The 16,185-nt window shown below is 69.9% G+C and carries 18 protein-coding genes, 1 tRNA gene and 1 pseudogene; 10 read left to right on the top strand and 10 right to left on the bottom strand.

What is annotated here, in order from left to right; all coding sequences use genetic code 11:
* Window positions 1-253: 253 nt before the first annotated feature.
* The 6 genes and pseudogenes from GEV28_RS36475 to GEV28_RS36455 all read left to right on the top strand — a co-directional run bounded on the left by GEV28_RS36475 (window position 254) and on the right by GEV28_RS36455 (window position 4,101).
* On the top strand, window positions 254-766 hold the full coding sequence (locus tag GEV28_RS36475) for a helix-turn-helix transcriptional regulator (RefSeq protein ID WP_291417935.1): 513 nt from the start codon (window positions 254-256) through the stop codon (window positions 764-766).
* Between the two features lie 282 nt (window positions 767-1,048).
* A pseudogene (locus tag GEV28_RS42815) lies at window positions 1,049-1,678 on the top strand (radical SAM protein); the annotation flags it as partial.
* Between the two features lie 22 nt (window positions 1,679-1,700).
* Window positions 1,701-2,153: a hypothetical protein gene (locus GEV28_RS36470; protein ID WP_291417933.1), complete on the top strand. Its 453-nt coding sequence runs from the start codon at window positions 1,701-1,703 to the stop codon at window positions 2,151-2,153.
* A 29-nt stretch (window positions 2,154-2,182) separates the two neighbouring features.
* Entirely contained in the window at window positions 2,183-2,314 is a 132-nt protein-coding gene (locus tag GEV28_RS36465) for a hypothetical protein (protein ID WP_291417931.1), read from the top strand.
* A gap of 66 nt (window positions 2,315-2,380) precedes the next feature.
* Window positions 2,381-3,265 (top strand): hypothetical protein, encoded by an 885-nt coding sequence (locus GEV28_RS36460; protein WP_291417929.1) that lies wholly within the window; start codon window positions 2,381-2,383, stop codon window positions 3,263-3,265.
* On the top strand, window positions 3,262-4,101 hold the full coding sequence (locus GEV28_RS36455; RefSeq protein WP_291417927.1) for a hypothetical protein: 840 nt from the start codon (window positions 3,262-3,264) through the stop codon (window positions 4,099-4,101). Before GEV28_RS36460 ends, GEV28_RS36455 begins: the two co-directional genes overlap by 4 nt.
* A gap of 70 nt (window positions 4,102-4,171) precedes the next feature.
* Here the strand turns inward: GEV28_RS36455 and GEV28_RS36450 are convergent.
* From GEV28_RS36450 to GEV28_RS36440, 3 genes are all read right to left on the bottom strand, one after another.
* Window positions 4,172-4,264, bottom strand: a tRNA-OTHER gene (locus tag GEV28_RS36450).
* Window positions 4,265-4,270: 6 nt separating this feature from the next.
* Window positions 4,271-4,591 (bottom strand): excisionase family DNA-binding protein, encoded by a 321-nt coding sequence (locus GEV28_RS36445; protein ID WP_291417925.1) that lies wholly within the window; start codon window positions 4,589-4,591, stop codon window positions 4,271-4,273.
* On the bottom strand, window positions 4,588-4,710 hold the full coding sequence (locus GEV28_RS36440) for a hypothetical protein (protein ID WP_291417923.1): 123 nt from the start codon (window positions 4,708-4,710) through the stop codon (window positions 4,588-4,590). Before GEV28_RS36440 ends, GEV28_RS36445 begins: the two co-directional genes overlap by 4 nt.
* 229 nt (window positions 4,711-4,939) lie before the next feature.
* Between GEV28_RS36440 and GEV28_RS36435 the strand changes: the two genes are divergently transcribed.
* Both GEV28_RS36435 and GEV28_RS36430 read left to right on the top strand, forming a co-directional pair.
* A complete protein-coding gene (locus tag GEV28_RS36435) occupies window positions 4,940-5,293 on the top strand; it encodes a hypothetical protein (RefSeq protein ID WP_291417922.1) in 354 nt (117 codons plus the stop codon).
* A 7-nt stretch (window positions 5,294-5,300) separates the two neighbouring features.
* The gene (locus GEV28_RS36430; protein WP_291417920.1) at window positions 5,301-6,272 is read left to right on the top strand and encodes an aminotransferase class III-fold pyridoxal phosphate-dependent enzyme; all 972 of its coding nucleotides are present in this window, start codon (window positions 5,301-5,303) and stop codon (window positions 6,270-6,272) included.
* Between the two features lie 82 nt (window positions 6,273-6,354).
* On the opposite strand, the gene GEV28_RS36425 is transcribed toward GEV28_RS36430, so the two are convergent.
* Entirely contained in the window at window positions 6,355-7,365 is a 1,011-nt protein-coding gene (locus tag GEV28_RS36425; protein ID WP_291417918.1) for a 3-oxoacyl-[acyl-carrier-protein] synthase III C-terminal domain-containing protein, read from the bottom strand.
* Between the two features lie 162 nt (window positions 7,366-7,527).
* Here GEV28_RS36425 and GEV28_RS36420 point away from each other — a divergent pair, with 162 nt between their 5' ends.
* Window positions 7,528-7,923 (top strand): nuclear transport factor 2 family protein, encoded by a 396-nt coding sequence (locus GEV28_RS36420; protein ID WP_291417916.1) that lies wholly within the window; start codon window positions 7,528-7,530, stop codon window positions 7,921-7,923.
* Between the two features lie 146 nt (window positions 7,924-8,069).
* Window positions 8,070-8,465, top strand: coding sequence for a nuclear transport factor 2 family protein (locus GEV28_RS36415; protein WP_291417914.1), 396 nt, complete (start codon window positions 8,070-8,072; stop codon window positions 8,463-8,465).
* Window positions 8,466-8,530: 65 nt separating this feature from the next.
* Here the strand turns inward: GEV28_RS36415 and GEV28_RS36410 are convergent, their stop codons facing one another.
* Genes GEV28_RS36410 through ilvE form a run of 6 tightly spaced genes read right to left on the bottom strand, consistent with a single transcriptional unit; the run spans window position 8,531 to window position 15,334 of the window.
* Window positions 8,531-9,586, bottom strand: a complete 1,056-nt coding sequence (locus tag GEV28_RS36410) for a ketoacyl-ACP synthase III family protein (RefSeq protein WP_291417912.1) — start codon at window positions 9,584-9,586, stop codon at window positions 8,531-8,533.
* Window positions 9,570-11,135, bottom strand: coding sequence for an FAD-dependent monooxygenase (locus GEV28_RS36405; protein ID WP_291417910.1), 1,566 nt, complete (start codon window positions 11,133-11,135; stop codon window positions 9,570-9,572). Before GEV28_RS36405 ends, GEV28_RS36410 begins: the two co-directional genes overlap by 17 nt.
* The gene (locus GEV28_RS36400; protein ID WP_291417908.1) at window positions 11,132-11,776 is read right to left on the bottom strand and encodes an HAD family phosphatase; all 645 of its coding nucleotides are present in this window, start codon (window positions 11,774-11,776) and stop codon (window positions 11,132-11,134) included. Before GEV28_RS36400 ends, GEV28_RS36405 begins: the two co-directional genes overlap by 4 nt.
* Window positions 11,776-12,870: an AfsA-related hotdog domain-containing protein gene (locus tag GEV28_RS36395; RefSeq protein WP_291417905.1), complete on the bottom strand. Its 1,095-nt coding sequence runs from the start codon at window positions 12,868-12,870 to the stop codon at window positions 11,776-11,778. Before GEV28_RS36395 ends, GEV28_RS36400 begins: the two co-directional genes overlap by 1 nt.
* A complete protein-coding gene (locus GEV28_RS36390) occupies window positions 12,867-14,411 on the bottom strand; it encodes an MFS transporter (RefSeq protein ID WP_291417903.1) in 1,545 nt (514 codons plus the stop codon). Before GEV28_RS36390 ends, GEV28_RS36395 begins: the two co-directional genes overlap by 4 nt.
* The gene (gene ilvE, locus GEV28_RS36385; protein ID WP_291417901.1) at window positions 14,408-15,334 is read right to left on the bottom strand and encodes a branched-chain-amino-acid transaminase; all 927 of its coding nucleotides are present in this window, start codon (window positions 15,332-15,334) and stop codon (window positions 14,408-14,410) included. Before ilvE ends, GEV28_RS36390 begins: the two co-directional genes overlap by 4 nt.
* Window positions 15,335-16,185 lie beyond the last annotated feature (851 nt).

Below are 16,185 nucleotides of genomic sequence, written 5' to 3'. Positions count from 1 at the left end.
TGGCACCCGGGCTCCTTCTTTGACCACGTCCTTGGCGTAAGCACCTGAGAACGTAGCGAGAAGGAGCCCTCCTTCATGATCAGGGCCGGAAACTCACAGGTCACAGACCAGCACGCCTCACTCCAGACGAACTACACCCAACGCGAACAACTCTCGGAGGAGCGGAACCCCGAACGACATGATCATCGCGAGGGCCGCTGAGGAGCTTCTCGATCGCGTGGTGATCATCGATGAGAACTAGGAACGGTGACACATGACGACCGCAGTCGATCATCGGGCGGAAATGATTCAGCGCGTGCTCGGGGACGAGCTGCGCAACGAGCGCAAGGGCCTGGGCTGGACTCGCCGCGACCTGGCCGCAGCGCTTGGGCAGGACATCTCTCTTCAGACGCTCGCGACCTACGAACTGGGCACCCGGCAGTGCGGCGTTGTGCGGCTGTGGGAGCTGACCGAAGCGCTGAAGACCTCGCTGCCGGAGCTGTGGTCGCGGGTGATGGACCGCATCGGCGACGAAGGCCAGGTGTCCGGGCTGACCATCGACCTGCAAGCGGCGGCGAAGACCACGTTGGCCAAACTCGGGCCGCTGGCGCGGTGGGCCAAGACCTGTCTGCGCACCCTGCCGGACGGTCAGCAGCCCGTCGTGCGGCTGGACCGGGCGGCGCTGGAGTCGATGGCCGAGCTGTGCGGGACCGACACCACCGATCTGGTGCACCGGCTCCAGGACCGCCGCGCCGGGCTGACCAACCGTCGCCTGGCTGACCAATGATTACGCCTCGTATCCATTCGCCGACCTTTGCCGCGCGCATGTCGGCGAAACAGCTGGCACCCGAGCGAACCTGACCCGGATCGGAGGCCGAGTTCGCCCGCGTGCGGGCACGGTTGACGGGTGACGGATCGGAAAGCCCCGGTGAGCGTGACGACTTCCCCGATCGTCACGTCCGCCGGCAACTCGTCGGTCGGAGCGTAGTCGGACCGACCGGCGAGATCACGTCCTGGAGTGGGGAACGCGAGCGGCCTGGAACTCAGGCCACGCTGAGAGGAGCCTCCTGTGCACGACCTGATCGCCAGCCAGTTCCTTGACGACTACCTCCTGTTGCGCCCTGGCAGCCCAAGCGGGATCAAGATCGGCTCCCGCCGCCATCACGAACTGGAGCAAGCCCCCGGCGAGCCGTGTCCCACATGGCTGGTCGACGCGGCACGGCGGCGCTGGCCCGACCTCGACCTGACCGACCGGAGCGTCGACCAGGCCGTGCTCGTCCGTTCGGTCTCGCCGTTCGGGTACGGGCGAGCGTCCTATGAGCTGAACCTGGGCTGCAACTACGACTGCGAGCACTGCTACCTGGGCTTGAAGAAGTTCGAGGGGCTGTCCTGGCCGGATCGTGAACGTCTGCTGCACATCATGCGCGACGCCGGAGTGCTGTGGTTGCAGCTCACCGGAGGCGAACCGCTGATCGACAAGCTGTTCCTCGACGTGTACCGGCTTGCGTTCGAGCTGGGCATGATGCTCTCCATCTCCTCGAACGGCTCGCGGCTGCACAACCCGGCGATCCTGGAGATGCTGACCACGCTGCGCCCGTACCGGATGACGATCAGCGTCTACGGCGCGACTGCCGAGAGCTACGACGGGCTGACCCGTCGTCGCGGGTCGTTCGACAAGTTCATGAAGGGCATGACCGCCGCGAACGAGGCCCGGCCTGCCGATGAACCTCAACCTGATCGTCACGAACACCAACGCGCACGAGGTCGAGGACATGAAGGCGCTGGCCGAGCAGTTCGGCCTGCCGTACCACGTGTTCTCCAACATGTCCCCGACGATCTACGGCGGGGCCGAGTCGCTGCCCGCCCAGTCGCAGGAGTACCTGCGCAAGCGCAAGCCGTTCACCGGGTGCAGCGCCGGCCACACCTTCTTCCACGTCGACCCGCACGGCATGGCCAGCATCTGCAAGGTCGGCCGCGACCCGCAGATCCCGCTCATGGACGAAGGCGTCGAGGGGCTGACGCGGCTCGGCGGGATCGCCGACGGACTGCTGCTGCGCCAGGGCGGATGCACCGGGTGCCAGCTGCAAGGCACCTGTGGTACGTGCATGCCGCTGGTGACGCTCTACCGCAAGGCCAAGGCGCCGCTGTCCGCCTACTGCCAACACGGGTCCTGACCGCCGAGTTCGGAGAGGAGGTGATCGCAATGACCGCTGTCCTGGTGGAACTCAAGCCCCCGTCGACGGGGAGCGACGAGCTGGAGTTCGTCGAAGACCTCGACGTGCTGGTCGAGTCGTCCAAGTGCAGCTGCAACGCGGGCGACGACAACCCGTACTGATCCCGATGAGGTGGGCATCGGCGTGTCCGCACGCTGGTGCCCACCGCGCGGTTCTAGCCTCCCGGCATGCAGTTGCGGGCAGACTGGTTGAGCCGCGTGTTGAGCGTTCCTTACGTGCCGATCCTCGGGCCGGCGCACCCCGACCAGTTCAATGCGGAGATGTTCACCGACGTGTTCGCCGACATCCTCACCGCCAGCAGCACCGGCACCACGCTGCCGTTCGACAAGGACCGCCGCTGGTCGCCACGAAAGACCGACACCATACTCATCGACGAGGTCGTGCACCGACCCGACCACACGATCATCCCCGTCCTGTCGCGACGCGGCAGCGGCACCGTCAAGACCTTCTACTACGGCCACAACCCTGACCTGGACGCGCTCCGGGCCGCCACTCGACGCTGCTGCACCACGTACGGTGCCGCCAACGGGCGAGTCGTCTGGTTCGACACCGACGAGGCCGCGGACGCCGACCGCACGCGAGTCCTGCTCAAGGAGTTCACCCACGACCAGCCCGACACCCCAGCCGGCGAGCACACCGTCGGCGAACTGGATGCCTGCGCGCCTGACGTCGCCGCCTCGTTCGAGGCGTTCGCGCACGCCATGGCCGACCACGGGTTCGACTTCCTCCACCGACGCCGCAGCGCGGGACGGTTCGACGGGCCGGTCCTGGTCAGCGAGGTGGACGGCGCCGTCGTCGGCGCGATCGGACCGCTGACGATCATGCCGGACCGGTCAGGCTCCCGGATGCTGCTGCCGCAATACTTCGGCGTGCTGCCCGGCCAGCGCGGCAACAGCCACGGTCGGGCGCTGTGGCGCGCAGCCGAGCGGTGGGGAACCCAGCACCAGGCCGACTACCAGCTCTTGCAAACTCGCGCCGGCTACGCCTCCGACCGGCTGTTCCTCTCCGAAGGGCTGCGCTCGCTCGGCTTCGCCGCCACGGTCGCCGCGTGACCCCGACGACCGGCTCGGCCGCGCACGGCATGACGCCGGTCGCGGCGCGGGCCGACTGGAACGACCTGCCCGAGCGAGTCCGCGCGGCCGTCCAGGAACACACGGGCGACGTGCACCAGGTCAGCACGATCAGCCGCGGTCTCAACGCGGCGTTCACCGCACGTCTGCGCACCGACTCCGGCATGGTGTTCACCAAGGGCGTGCCTACCGACCGCGCCGCCGCCCAGCGTCGAGAAGCGGACATCAACCAGCACGTCCAGCCGATCGCGCCCCGACTGCTCTGGCAGATCGACACCGGAGGCTGGCACGTGCTCGGGTTCGAGCACCTCAACGGCCGTCCCGCCGACCTCGGACCCGAATCGACCGACCTACTCGCCGTCGCGTGTGTGCTCGGCGAACTGGCCGAGTTGGAGTCACCGAACGTCGCATGCAGGCGGGTCGAGGATCGATGGGCTGACGCCGCCCAGAACGCCGGAGCTGACGCTGGTCTCCTGGCGGGAGATCAACTGCTGCACACCGACCTCAACCCGCACAACATCCTGATCACCGATGCCGGCGTGCGGATCGTGGACTGGTCCTGGCCAACCCTGGGAGCCGCGTGGATCGACACAGCCTGCGCCGCGCTCTGGCTCATCGCCGAGGGCCACACCCCAGCCGACGCCGAAGCCTGGGCATCCGGGATTCCCATCTGGACTAACGGCACGGCAGACGCGCTCGACGCCTTCGCCGCGATCAACGCCGGACTCTGGGGTCAGATCGCCGAGGCCGAACCACGCCCCTGGAAGCTACGCCTGCACGGCGCCGCGACGGCATTGCTCGAACACCGCCGCCGGTAGACGCTCTCGACGATTTGCTCACGCCGCTGACCTCGTGTAACAGTACGCAGTGTCACGGTCGGAGAAAGTGTGGGGCCGGGAGGACTCGAACCCCCGCTCGCCGACGCGCGGCGATCAGACTCGCCCTGGTCGGTGCTCTCTCCATCACTGCGCTTGCGGCCCCGATGGGTCAGTCTTGCTTGTCTCGGCGTGCGCGTTCGATGTCCATCTGGGCCTTGTGCTCCAGGACGATCTGTTCACGCAGGACGTAGATCCGTCCCACCATGACGGCCGGCAGCTTGTCCTCCTCGATCAGTTGCCAGATTCGCTGGCGCACAACCCCGAGCATTTCGGCGGCCTCGGTCATGCCGACCAGGCGCGGGATCTCGGGATCACGGCGCATATGTGGACTCTCCCCGGTGTCGACGACATCGGGAATCGTGCCATTGCCGGCTGGAAGGTTGTCTAGCAGCGTCTGCTCATGCTCGGCTGAGGTCATCACGAGCCTCACCAGGGCCGGGTGATCTTGCGGATGACGTAGGCCAGGAAGGCGTCTCGGTCGGTCGCACGCAGCTCGCGGCTGCCAGCACACGATCTCGACGCGACCAGCAGCTGGCGCCGGCTGGTCATGAATCCGGACCCCGCAGTCGTCGGCGTCGCGCGGCGGGGCGCTCGCCGGCGAGCCGGGCGGCGACTGGACGGCCCTGCTCGACGCATTCCCCGCACGCCGGCCGCCAAAACGCCTGCTCTGGGACATCCTGTCGATCGCGACGGGCGAGATCGAGTGCAACGTCCCGGGCCTGGCGCCGCAACTGCGCAAAGTGGACGCCGAGGCATGGCGCCTGCCGGCAGTGATGACATGACGACGCACTCGGCGAACGCGACAGTCCCCCAGTGGGTCGCGGCGGGCGACCTGGTGTACCGGACGCCGCCGCGGGTGAGGTTCACCAGCGCGGCCGGCAACTGGCTCCACGACGAGGACGGCCGCGAGTACCTCGACGCCGAAGCGGCCAATGGCGCGGCGTCGTGGGGGTACGACGCCGGCATCCTGCGGGAGGCGTGCGAGCTCGCGGCGCGCATGCCGGGGCTGCCGTCGTTCTGCGAGTCCGATCTCCGGGTCCGCGTGCTGGCGCGGCTCGAGGAGCGCATCGCCCGGGCCGTTGGGCGCGCCGGGCCGGGTCGCGGTCGAGCTCGGTGGCGCGCAGGGCATTGAGATGGCCATGCGCATCGTCGCGGCCAATCGCGGCCCCGCCCCGGTGCTGACGTTCCAGGGCGGCTATCACGGTCGATCACCGTTCACCGCGCACCTGAGCGCCAGCAGCAGGTACCGCGCCGCGCAGCCGTGGTCGGGCCCCGAAGTGGTGCGGCTGCCCTCCCCTGACTGCACCACCTGCCCACACCAGCCTGCGGGAGGCGGCTGCAACCCGGGGTGCGCGGCGGCGATCGAACGGCTCGGGGTCGACGACTCACTCGGCGTGCCGCCGCAGGTGGGTGCGCTGGTGATCGAGCCCCTGCTGAACGTCGGCGGCTTCGTGCTGCCGGACTCGAACCACCTGCGCCGGGTGGTCGACCACGTGCGTGCGCTCGGCGGGCTCATCGTCGTCGACGAGATCTTCACCGGACTGCACCGATTCGGCCCGGAGTGGGGTTTCCAGCTGCACGGCATCGAGCCGGACATCGTGGTCGCGAGCAAGGCTCTGACCAACGGGGTGACGCCGCTCAGCTGCGTGTGGGCCCGGGAGCCCCTCGCGGCGCCGGACGTGTTCCCGCCCGGCAGTCACTCGTCCACCTTTGCCGGGAACCCGCTCGCGCTCGCGGTGGTGGACGTCGTCCTGGACCGGTGGGACCGGTGGAACTGCGCGGCGCGGGACGTGGCCGAGCTCGACACGTTGCTGGCCACCGCGTTGCGCCCGCTGACCGCGCAGGACCTCGTGCGGGACGTACGGGTCGTCGGCGGGCTGGCCGCGGTCGAGCTCACCGGCCCACACGCGGCACGCGTTCGTGCCGCGGCCGCATGCCCGAGCGGGGATCGGCCGGGCCTGCTGCTGGCGAGCACGGGCATGGCTCCGTCGACCGTCGCCGTACATCCCCCACCGCGTGATCGAAGCGCAGCACCCGCAGTAATGCCATACCACCAACGGTCGGCCGCGACCGCCGGCTGTGCGGACCCGTGGAACGGACCGAGGAGGTGATGACACCCGGGTCAGGCCGGATGTGGGTACGCCACCATCAGGGCCGCCACTATCAGGGCCGCCACCGTCTCGGCCGCCTCTGTCAGGACCGCCAGCGGACGGCGGCGGCCGCGGCGAAGTCACCGGCGTGCGCGAAGCCCGCCAGCACCACCAGGTCGCCGTCGTGGATCCGACCGTCGCGAACGGCCTCGGCGAACGTCACCGGCGCGCCCGCGCCGTAGAGGTTCCCGAGCCTGTCGAACGTGTCGAGGTGGCGTCCCGGTTCCAGCCCGAGCGCGTCCCGCCACGTGCGCAGGAAGATCCGGTTCGGCTGGTTGGTGATCAGCACGTCGATGTCCGCCGGGCTCACGGTGATCCGCTTGCACAGGTCGTTGACCACGTCCGGCACCAGCGCGTTGCCCCGCCCGATGATCTCCGCGGTCTTGTCCTCGGCGAACCGCACGTCCAGCTCGCCCTGGCCGGGCTCCCAGAACCTGCGACCGTCCGATGTGGCCGGACCGAGGTCCGTGGCGACCGAGGGCGTGTTCCGGGTCTCGACCCCCAGTAGCGGAGAGTGCCCGCCTGCCGTCACGTACGCCACGCCGCAGCCGTCGCCCGGGACCGCCGCGTGCGGTGCTGTCCGCACCCCGGGCTGGGCGAACACCTGGCCGGCGGTGTTCTGCACGTTGCAGATCAGCGCGGTGCGTGCCTCGCCGCCGGCGATGAGCGTGCGGGCCAGCTTCAACATGTACGGGAACGACGCGCAGCCGCCGTTGTGCAGGTCGATGATCCACTCGGGGACGCAACCGAGCAGGTCCGCCGCCTCCGCGCCGCAGCCGGTGAACAGCCCGTCCGGCAGGAGCACGTTGGTGATCAGCACGTCGACGTTGCCAGCGGGGCTGATCCCGCGCCGCTCGAACATCGGCAGCGCGGCGTCACGGATCATCTCCGCCGCCCGCTCACCCGGCGCCACGTGCCGCCGGGTGCGAGGCTGGCGGAACAGCGGGCTGTTCGACATCGGGTCGTCCGGGATGGTGTCGCCGTAGAAGAAGTCGAGACCGACCTCGGCGGCCGGCAGGTAGCTGCCGAGTCCCATCACGCTCACCGAACTCATCGCCCGAGCCCCTTACTCGTGAATTGTCTGCGGTCCCATTGTGCCCAGTGGCCTCTCAAGCCTCGGTCGTGTCGGCGCGGACGATTCTGGTGCCCACCGCCGATTACGCGGGAGAATTACGGAAACACGCAGTGCGACAATTACCAGGACGGAGACGAGTACATGGCACCACGAACCACCACCGACATCGAGGAATTCGTCCGGGACGCGTACCGGGCCATGGAGACCGTCGACGTCGACCGGGTACGGACGATGCTCAGCGACGACCTGCAGGCCGTCGACGGCCTGATGCGCACCTGGAAGCGCGGCCTCGGCGAGGTCGGCCAGCACCTGGCGGCGCTCGAGTCATCGCTCCAGCGCTGGGGTTCAGAGCTCGGCGACATGGTGGTCCGCGACTACGGCGACACCGCGATCGCCACCTACCTGGTCGAGGAGAGGTACTCCTTCGCCGGGCAGGACTACCTGGACGTCGCGCCAACCACGATGGTGTTGCGCCGCGTCGACGGCGACTGGAAGATCGTCCTCTTCCAGTCGGTGCCGATGCCACCCGAGAAGTGACATTCCCGACGTAATACTACGTCCACTCGAGACCTGGTCGGATGTGCACGGTCGATTCTGGCGCTGATCCGATGCGCGGGTGACCATTCCGCCAACCCACCCAACGGGAAAGGGCGGAAACCATGACACAGTCAATGGCGCAAACAATGGCACAGCAGACCGGCACCAGCATCGAGGAATTCGTTCGCGAGGCCTACGAGGCCATGGAGGCACTCGACGTCACCCGCGTGGCGACCATGCTCGCCGCCGACATGCAGGCCGTCGACGGCGTGATGCGGACCTGGAAGCGCGGCCTCGGCGAGATCGGCGCGCACCTGGCCACCCTCGAGTCGTCCCTGACCGACGAGGTCTCCGAGATTCGCGACATGGGGATCCGCGAGTACGGCGACACGGCCGTCGCCACCTATGTCGTCGAGCAGCGGTACACCTTCGCCGGCAAGCGGCACGAGGACATCGCGCCGACCACGATGGTGCTGCGCCGGATCGACGGGAGCTGGAAGATCGCGCTGTTCCACTCTGTGCCGCTCGCGCCCGAGAGCTGAAGTTCCCGACGACAGTGGCCGGGATGCCGACGAGGGCATCCCGGCCACTGTCGGGTGGGAGCGGGTCAGACGTCCGCGGGCAGCGCCGGCATCGCGGTCTGCTCCGGCCACTCCGGCACGTTCAGCACCTCGACCACCGCCGCCGACCACGAGAACCCGCCGCCCGCGCCCACCAGCAGCACGTGCTGGCCGGCCGACACCCGCTTCGCCTCGACCAGCCGGGCCACCGCCGCCAGCTGGTCGCCGCCGCCGAGGTGCCCGGTGTGCGCACCCCAGTCCATCAGCGTCCGCTCCGGCACCAGCCCCAGGTGCCCGAGGTACTGCGCCGCGATCACGTGCCGACCCAGGTTCGGCAGCACGACCACCGCCATGTCGTCCATCGACCGCCCGGCATCCGCGAGCGCACCCTCCACAACGGACTTCACCCCGGCGGACGACCGCTCGATCACCGACGGCAGCCCGACCTCGGTGACGTAGTCGGTCTTGGTCCGCCGCACGTCCACCGCCACCTCGCCCGGGTGGTCGCTGAACGCGACGTTGCCCCGGTGCAGCTGCTCCAGCGACGCCTCTGTCCACGTCCGCATCGACAGCACCCGCGCGAACCCGGCCGACGCCGACAGCACCAGCGCGGCGGCCCCGTCGCCGTAGACGATGCCGAGGTCGGCGGTCCACCGGTCGAAGCTCGGCGCGCAGAACCGGTCCGCGGTCGTCACCAGCGCGGCCGACCCTGGCCGAGCCGCCAGGTACGGCAGCGCGAGCTCCACCGCCGCCATCCCGCTGTTCGACATCTGCCCCACGTTGATCGCGCACGCCGCCGTCGCCCCGACCGACCGCTGCACGAACGAGGCGGGCGACCAGAACGCCTGTCCCTGGTGGTGGGAGTACGCGTGCAGCACCAGCGCCACCTCCGACACCGCGACGCCCGAGCGGGACAGCGCTGTCGCGGCCGCGCGGGCGGCCATCGCCGGCGGGCTGTCGCTGCCCTCCGGCGCGCACACGATCCCGTTCACGTTCAGCTCGTCCTCGGTGTAGCCGCCGTTCGCGGCGACCTGCTTGGCGGAGATCGCCGGCGGCAACCAGGCCGCGGCGCCCGCGAGGTAGAGGTCAGTGGTCAGTCGCATCGTGGGCTCCAGCGGGGATCGAGGTGGGGATCGAGGCGGTCAGGGCGAGCGGGCCGGTGAGCCACCGCTCCAGCGCGGCGACGTCGGTGGCCGGGCCGCGGTAGCCGACGTGGCCGTCCGGGCGAACCGCCACCACATCGGTCGCGAGCGGCGCGAGCGGCCCACCCGCCACGACCGGCCGCAGCACCACGGCCGCGGAGTACCGGGCGGCCAGCGCGTCGAGCGCGCCGGGCGCCGCGGTCAGCAGGGTCAGCCGGGTGTCCGCGCACAACGCCAACGTCCACGCCCGGTCGCCGTCGGCGAGCGTCACCTCGACGTCCGGCAGCCGCAGCCCGGGCCGAAGCGGGTCCTTCCTCGGCGCCGCGCCCCCGGTCAGCGGCGAGCTTGCGTAGTCGATCGTCAGCTGCGCCAGCCGCGGCAGCAGCTTGCGCTCGAACGCACCGGTGCGGTCCAGCAGGCGCAGCATCGCCGTGCGCCGCAGCCGGGCCAGCGGCGTGCGCGCCATGAACCACATCTTCGCCTGCATCCGGGTCACCCGGCGGATGGCCTCGGCGACCTCCTTGCGCTCGTGGCCGTAGGTCTCCAGCAGCCGCGGGCCGGCGAGCCCCCGCACCACGAACGCCAGCTTCCACGCCAGGTTGTGCGCGTCCTGGATGCTGCTGTTGAGCCCCTGCCCGGCGGCCGGGCTGTGCACGTGCACGGCGTCGCCGGCGAGCAGGACCCGGCCGCGCTGGAAGCCCGGCGACACCCGCTGCGAGATCCGGAAGCTGTCCACCCACGCCGCGCCGGTCACCGTGATCGTGCCCGGCGCGTACTTGTCCACCAGGTGCTGCAGGTCCGCGGGCCCCGGCGACTCGACCGGCTTGCCCACCGGCCCGGCCAGCCGCCACAGCCCACCCGGCAGCTGCGAGGCGATGAGGAACCCGTCGGTGCCGAAGAACTGGTACGCGGTGTTGCGCTCCAGGTCGGTCGACACCTCGGCGTCGCCCAGCACGAAGTCCTCGTCGATCGCCTCGCCCTCGAACTCCACCCCCGCCGCGGCCCGCACCCGGCTGCGCATCCCGTCGCACGCCACGAGGTACTCCGCCCGCACCCGCTCGGTCCCGCCGTCCGGCCGGCGCAGCAGCACCTCAGGCCGCTCACCGTCCACAGCGAACTCGAGCGCCTCGGTGCCCCACTCGACCGGGACGTCCAGCGCACCGGCGAGGATCCGCTCGGTCGTGTTCTGTTGCACGATCGTCGGCTGGAACCGGGTGCCCGGCACCGCGTTGGTCCGCACGGTCGCGAGCCGCTTCGCGCCTGCCGAGTAGCGGCCTTCGACGAGCGGGTCGCCCGCTTCCTGCGCCGCGGTCGCGAGACCGAGCTCGTCGAGGACCTCGAGCGTGCGGCACCACAGCAGGTTCGCCTTGGACTGCACGCTGGTTCCGATGGCCCGGTCGACGAGCCGGACCTCGACGCCGTGGCGGCGCAGCAGGGCCGCGGTCGCCAAGCCCGTCGGGCCGGCGCCGATCACGAGTACGGGGATGTGGGTGACGGGGTTCGTTGTCATGGCCGCAGCTCTCGTTCGATGGCGGTGATGGCTTCTTCGGTGCCGGTGAACCGGATCGCGCGCATGCCGGCCCCGGCCGCCGCCGCGCAGTTGTCCGCCACGTCGTCGACCATCAGGCAGGCGCCCGGGGCGACCCCGAGCCGCCCCAGCCGGTCGAGCGCGACCCGGTAGAACGCCGGGTCGGGCTTGCGGACCCCCTCGGCCGAGGAGTCGACGACACAGTCGAACAGCGACACCGGCACCCCGGCCCGCCACGACGTGCGCCACTCCCGGACGTTGTTGGTGAGCAGACCCAGGACGTATCCCCGGTCGCGCAGCTCCGGCAGGTAGTCCAGCAACGCCTCGTTGGGCAGCCGGCAGCCGAACCACTGCTCCCGGTACTCGACGATCTCGACAGAGCGGCCGGTGGCCCGGCTGAGCTCCGCGCTCACCTTGCGCGCCACCTCGATCTCGGTGACGAGCCCGGTCTCCAGCGCACCCATCAGCGGGTAGCCCTCCCGCCGGGACACCGCGCCGACCGCGGCGTTGATCTGCCCGGCGGTCAGCCCGTTGCGCGAGGCGAACGTGACCAGCGACTCCTCGATCGGGTTGGTCAGCACGCCGCCGTAGTCGAACAGCACGGCCTTGATCGTCACGTCCATCAGCGCACCCGCACCGTCGCCCTGGCCGCCGTCTGTCCACCTTGGACCAGCTCGACGGTCACGACCGGACCGTCCACCCGGGACCGGACCCGGACGGGGACGTCGAGCTCGACGAACCGGTCGAAGGTCAGGTCCAGCGACTCGAGGGCCGGGGGAGCGGCGTCGGGCCGGTACAGCGCGGCGAACGCGGCCTGCTGGAACGCCTCGACCAGCAGCAGGCCCGGCGCGTGGTCCTGCGGATGGTCGAAGAACACCGGGTGCGTCCGGTCGACGATGAGCTCATGATCATCACCGGCGGGGGAGAGGACCACGTTGCGCGGGTCGGTCCGGCCGATCGCCGCCGGCTCTAGTGTCGCGTGATCTTGTTCCTTTGCGTCCGCTGTGGATCCACGTGGTTCCTGGCAAGGCGGAGGAAAGCCGCTCGTACTGGATGTACTTGGGCTTTTCTCCAACGCAGCCAGGGGCCGCGTTGGCCGCAGCGGCGTCAAGGTTTCAGGGTCACGCGACACTAGCGGCGGACCGTCCTGCCCACCGGCGTCGGTCGCCAGCTGCGCCATGCCGGTCGCGCGCAGCTGGGCGAACGTCTCGCGCGGCAGCATCAGCTGCACGCCGCCGAACCGGATCGCCCGCCGACCGTCCACCGAGGCCACGATGGACAGCTCCATCAGGTACGCGGTCCCGTTGCGGTACTGCACGTCCGGCACGCTCACGGTGAGCACCACCCGGGCCGGCTCGGCGCCGAGCCGCAGCGCGCCGGCGTCGAGCACGGACATCGTGGAGCCGCGGAACACGAACCCGAACCCGCGCGGCACGTCGAAGTACCGGTGCGCCAACAGCACGCACGCCTGCCGGGACACCTCGACGAAGTACAGCGGGTCGGCGCGTCCGGACCGGAGCTGGTCGCCGAAGAACCCGTGCGTCGTCGGCAGGTGCGCGGCGACGAGGAACTCGGTGTCGGACAGCCGCGCGGAGTCGGTGAGGAACACCTCGCTCACCGCGTGCCGGTGCACGATCGCGCGCGGCACGGTGCTCTCGAACGACAGGTCGGCCGGCTCGACCGTCGGGCGCACCGGGCTCGACAGGTTGGCGGTCATCGGTGTGCTCCCTGGACTTCGCGGGGTCGGGACGGCTCGGCGTCGTCGAGCTCGGGCGGGATCGCCGACAGCGCGCTCGCGTGGAAGTCCCGGGTGCGGATCATCACCAGCGCGATCACCGCGGCGACCGCGGCGAGCGCCGCGCACACCAGCATCGTCTGGTGGAAGCCGGACACGAACGCCTGCCGCGCCGCGCCGAGCACCTCCGGCCCGGCCTGCCCGACCGCGTCGATCTGCCCGGCGGCCACCAACTGCCCGTCCGCCGCGGATCCGGCGAACGCCGACACGACACGGCTCTCGAACAAGGCTCCCAGCGCGGCGATCCCGATCGCGACGCCGACCTGCTGGAACGTCTCGTTGATCCCGGAGGCCATGCCGGAGCGCTCCGGCTCGACCACGCCGATCGAGATCGCCGCCCGCAGCGGCTGGAACATCCCCAGCCCCACGCCGCCGACGATCATGCTCGGGATGAGCACGGTCCATGCGGTGTGCTCGTCGGCCAGCACGACCAGCGCGAGACCGCCGGCGATGAACATCGACGCGAGAAACACCAGAACCCGCATGGACATCCGGCCGGTGAGCGCGCCCGCCAGCGCGGAGAACACGAACAGGGTGAGCGTCAGCGGCAGGAACCGGACGCCGGTGTCCCACGGCGAGAAGTGCAGCAGGTTCTGCACGGCGGAGATCTCGAAGAACACCGCGGGGATCGCGGCTGCGTTGGCGAACAGCGCGGCCAGCGCGATGCCGACGAACGTGCGGTTGCGGAACAGGCTGAGGTCGAACATCGCCCGCGGCCCACGTGTGCGTTCCACCCGGACGAACGCGCCGAGCAGCACGACCGCGCCGCCGAGCAGAGCCAGGATCAGCGGGCTCGTCCAGCCCTCCTCGTTGCCGCGCAGCAGCCCGAACACGAGCAGCGCGAGCGCACCTGAGAAGGTCAGCAGGCCGGGCCAGTCCGCGCCGTGTGCCTTGGGGTTGCGCGACTCCCGTACCCGCAGCACGGTGATGAGGATCGCGACGAGGCCGACCGGGATGTTGATCAGGAAGATCCACCGCCAGCCCGGCCCGGAGGTCAGCGCGCCGCCGATCACCGGCCCGAGCGCGATGGCCAGGCCGGACATGCCACCGAACATGCCGAACGCCAGGCCGCGGGCCTTGCCGCGGAACTCGTGGCCGATCAGCGCGGGCCCGACCGCGTACAGCACGGCGGCACCGACGCCCTGCGCCGCGCGGGCGAGGTTGAGCGCGAGGACGTCGTCGGCCATGCCGCACGCCCAGGACGCGACCGTGAACAGCCCGAACCCGACCGCGAAGACCCGCTTGCGGCCCCACGCGTCGGCGAGCGAGCCGGCGGTGAGCAGGAACGCCGCGAGGGTGAGCGTGTACGCGTCGATCACCCACTGCATCGCGGAGAAGTCGGCGCCGAGCGAGTTGCGGATCTGGGGGAGTGCCACGTTCACGACGGTGAGGTCGAGCATCACCATGAACACCGCGGCGGACACCGCGGCGAGCGTCCACCAGCGGGCCGCGCCGCTGGTCATCCGACCGGCTCCCGCCACTCGGCGTGGATGTCGACCCGGCCGTGCACGATGTCGCCGAACATGTCGGCGAGCGTGCGGCTGATCTCGCCGGGCTTGCCGTCGCCGACCGTGCGGCGGTCGACCGAGATGACCGGGACGAGGCCGGCGGAGGTGCCGGTGAGGAAGACCTCGTCGGCGTTGTAGAGATCGGTGCGGACGAGGTTCTCCTCGACGCAGGTCAGGCCTTGCTCGCGGGCGAGCGTGATCATGGTGTCGCGGGTGATGCCCGCGAGCGCGCCGGCGCTGACCGGTGGCGTGCGGACGACACCGTCGCGGACGACGAAGATGTTGTGCACCCAGCCGTCGACGACGTGGCCGTGCTCGTTGAGCAGGAGGGCGTCGTCGTACTTGGCGCCGAGGGCGTCGGACTGGGCCAGGTAGGCGTTGAGGTACTGCCCGGTGGCCTTGGCCGCGGGGGGCAGCGCGTTGGCGCTCATCCGGTGGAAACTGCTGATCTTGGCGTGGATTCCGCCCTCGTCGGGGAGCGACACATATGGTCCGCGGGACATCGCGATAACCGTTGCACGCCATTTCGCGGCCAATGGGTGGTCGCCGTCGCCGAGGAATACGATGGGGCGAACCAGACATTCGGCGAGATCATTGGCCTGGACGACCTGCTTGCACGCGGCGATGAGATCGCTCTGCGAGTACGGCAGTGTCGCCAGGTAGGTGTGTGCGGTGTCGGACAGTCGCTTCAAGTGGTCGTCCAGCCGGAAGAACGCCGGGCCGTCCGGGGTGTCGAACGTTCGGATCGCCTCGAAGAAACCAATTCCGAAATAAAGGCCGTAGCTGGTGACGTGAATGGTCGCCTCGTCCCACGGAACGAGCTCTCCATCGAGCCAGATGACTTTTTCCTTGCTCATAGAATTCCCGTCCACTCGCACGTGTGGTGTTCTTGTGCTGCTCGCTGTCCGAGCGTAAGGCGGACGACTCAAAGGTGGATAAAGGTCGACTACAGCAGGCCGGTCCAGACGCGCTGGAGCCTTCCTGGGGACCCTCGGGCCATTACGTCACGTGACGAAACTAGTCGCAGGTGGAGGGGACAGGAGAGTGGCGGCAACGGTCACCCGTTCGAACGCGGTGCGGCCTCCGGCCCCGGTTTCCAGCGTACTTGAGGGTGCCGACAGAAACCGGCGCACGGGCGAGCGCCTGTGGACGGTTCGATGGCCAGGCCGGAGGGAACAGCCGTCAGCGCTGAGCAGCCCCCCGAACCAAACCTAGTGAGCGACACCGACCGTTCGGGTCGTGCCCGGCGCGTCCTGTCCACAGCCGTCGCCGTCGTCGGGGCGGAACTGTCAGGGGGCTGCTCGCAACGGGCCGGCGCTCTCCCGGCCTGATACCCAAAGTTCGATAATCTACATTATGTTAAGTAGTGGGGTTGCGGGCCGGAGCGGAGGTGCGAGCTTGACGGCCCCGGTCTCCTATCTCTGACCCACGGTGCAAAGTAGCCGCGCGGGGCGGCCGGTCACGTGGCTGGGAAAGGATTGGACGGGGTGATGCTCGGGCTTGTAGCTTGCACTCGACCGTGACACCGCCCGAGGAGGTGAGACCCATGAACGCTGTATCGATGTGGGTGCTCCCCCTTCCCGTCACAGTCGGGCGATTGACGTAGGTGTCGCCGGGAGCGCCTCGACAACAAGGCACTCCCGAAAGGCAACACCTATGGACTCTCCGCAGTTCACCGCCGAGCCGTCGTCGAACGATACGGTCGAGCGCGACTTCACCGTGGGCGACG

Source organism: Actinophytocola sp. (assembly GCF_009379765.1).
Classification (GTDB): domain Bacteria; phylum Actinomycetota; class Actinomycetes; order Mycobacteriales; family Pseudonocardiaceae; genus Actinophytocola.
The sequence above is the reverse complement of the archived record's forward strand: the minus strand, read 5'-3'. Positions and strand labels throughout refer to the sequence as shown.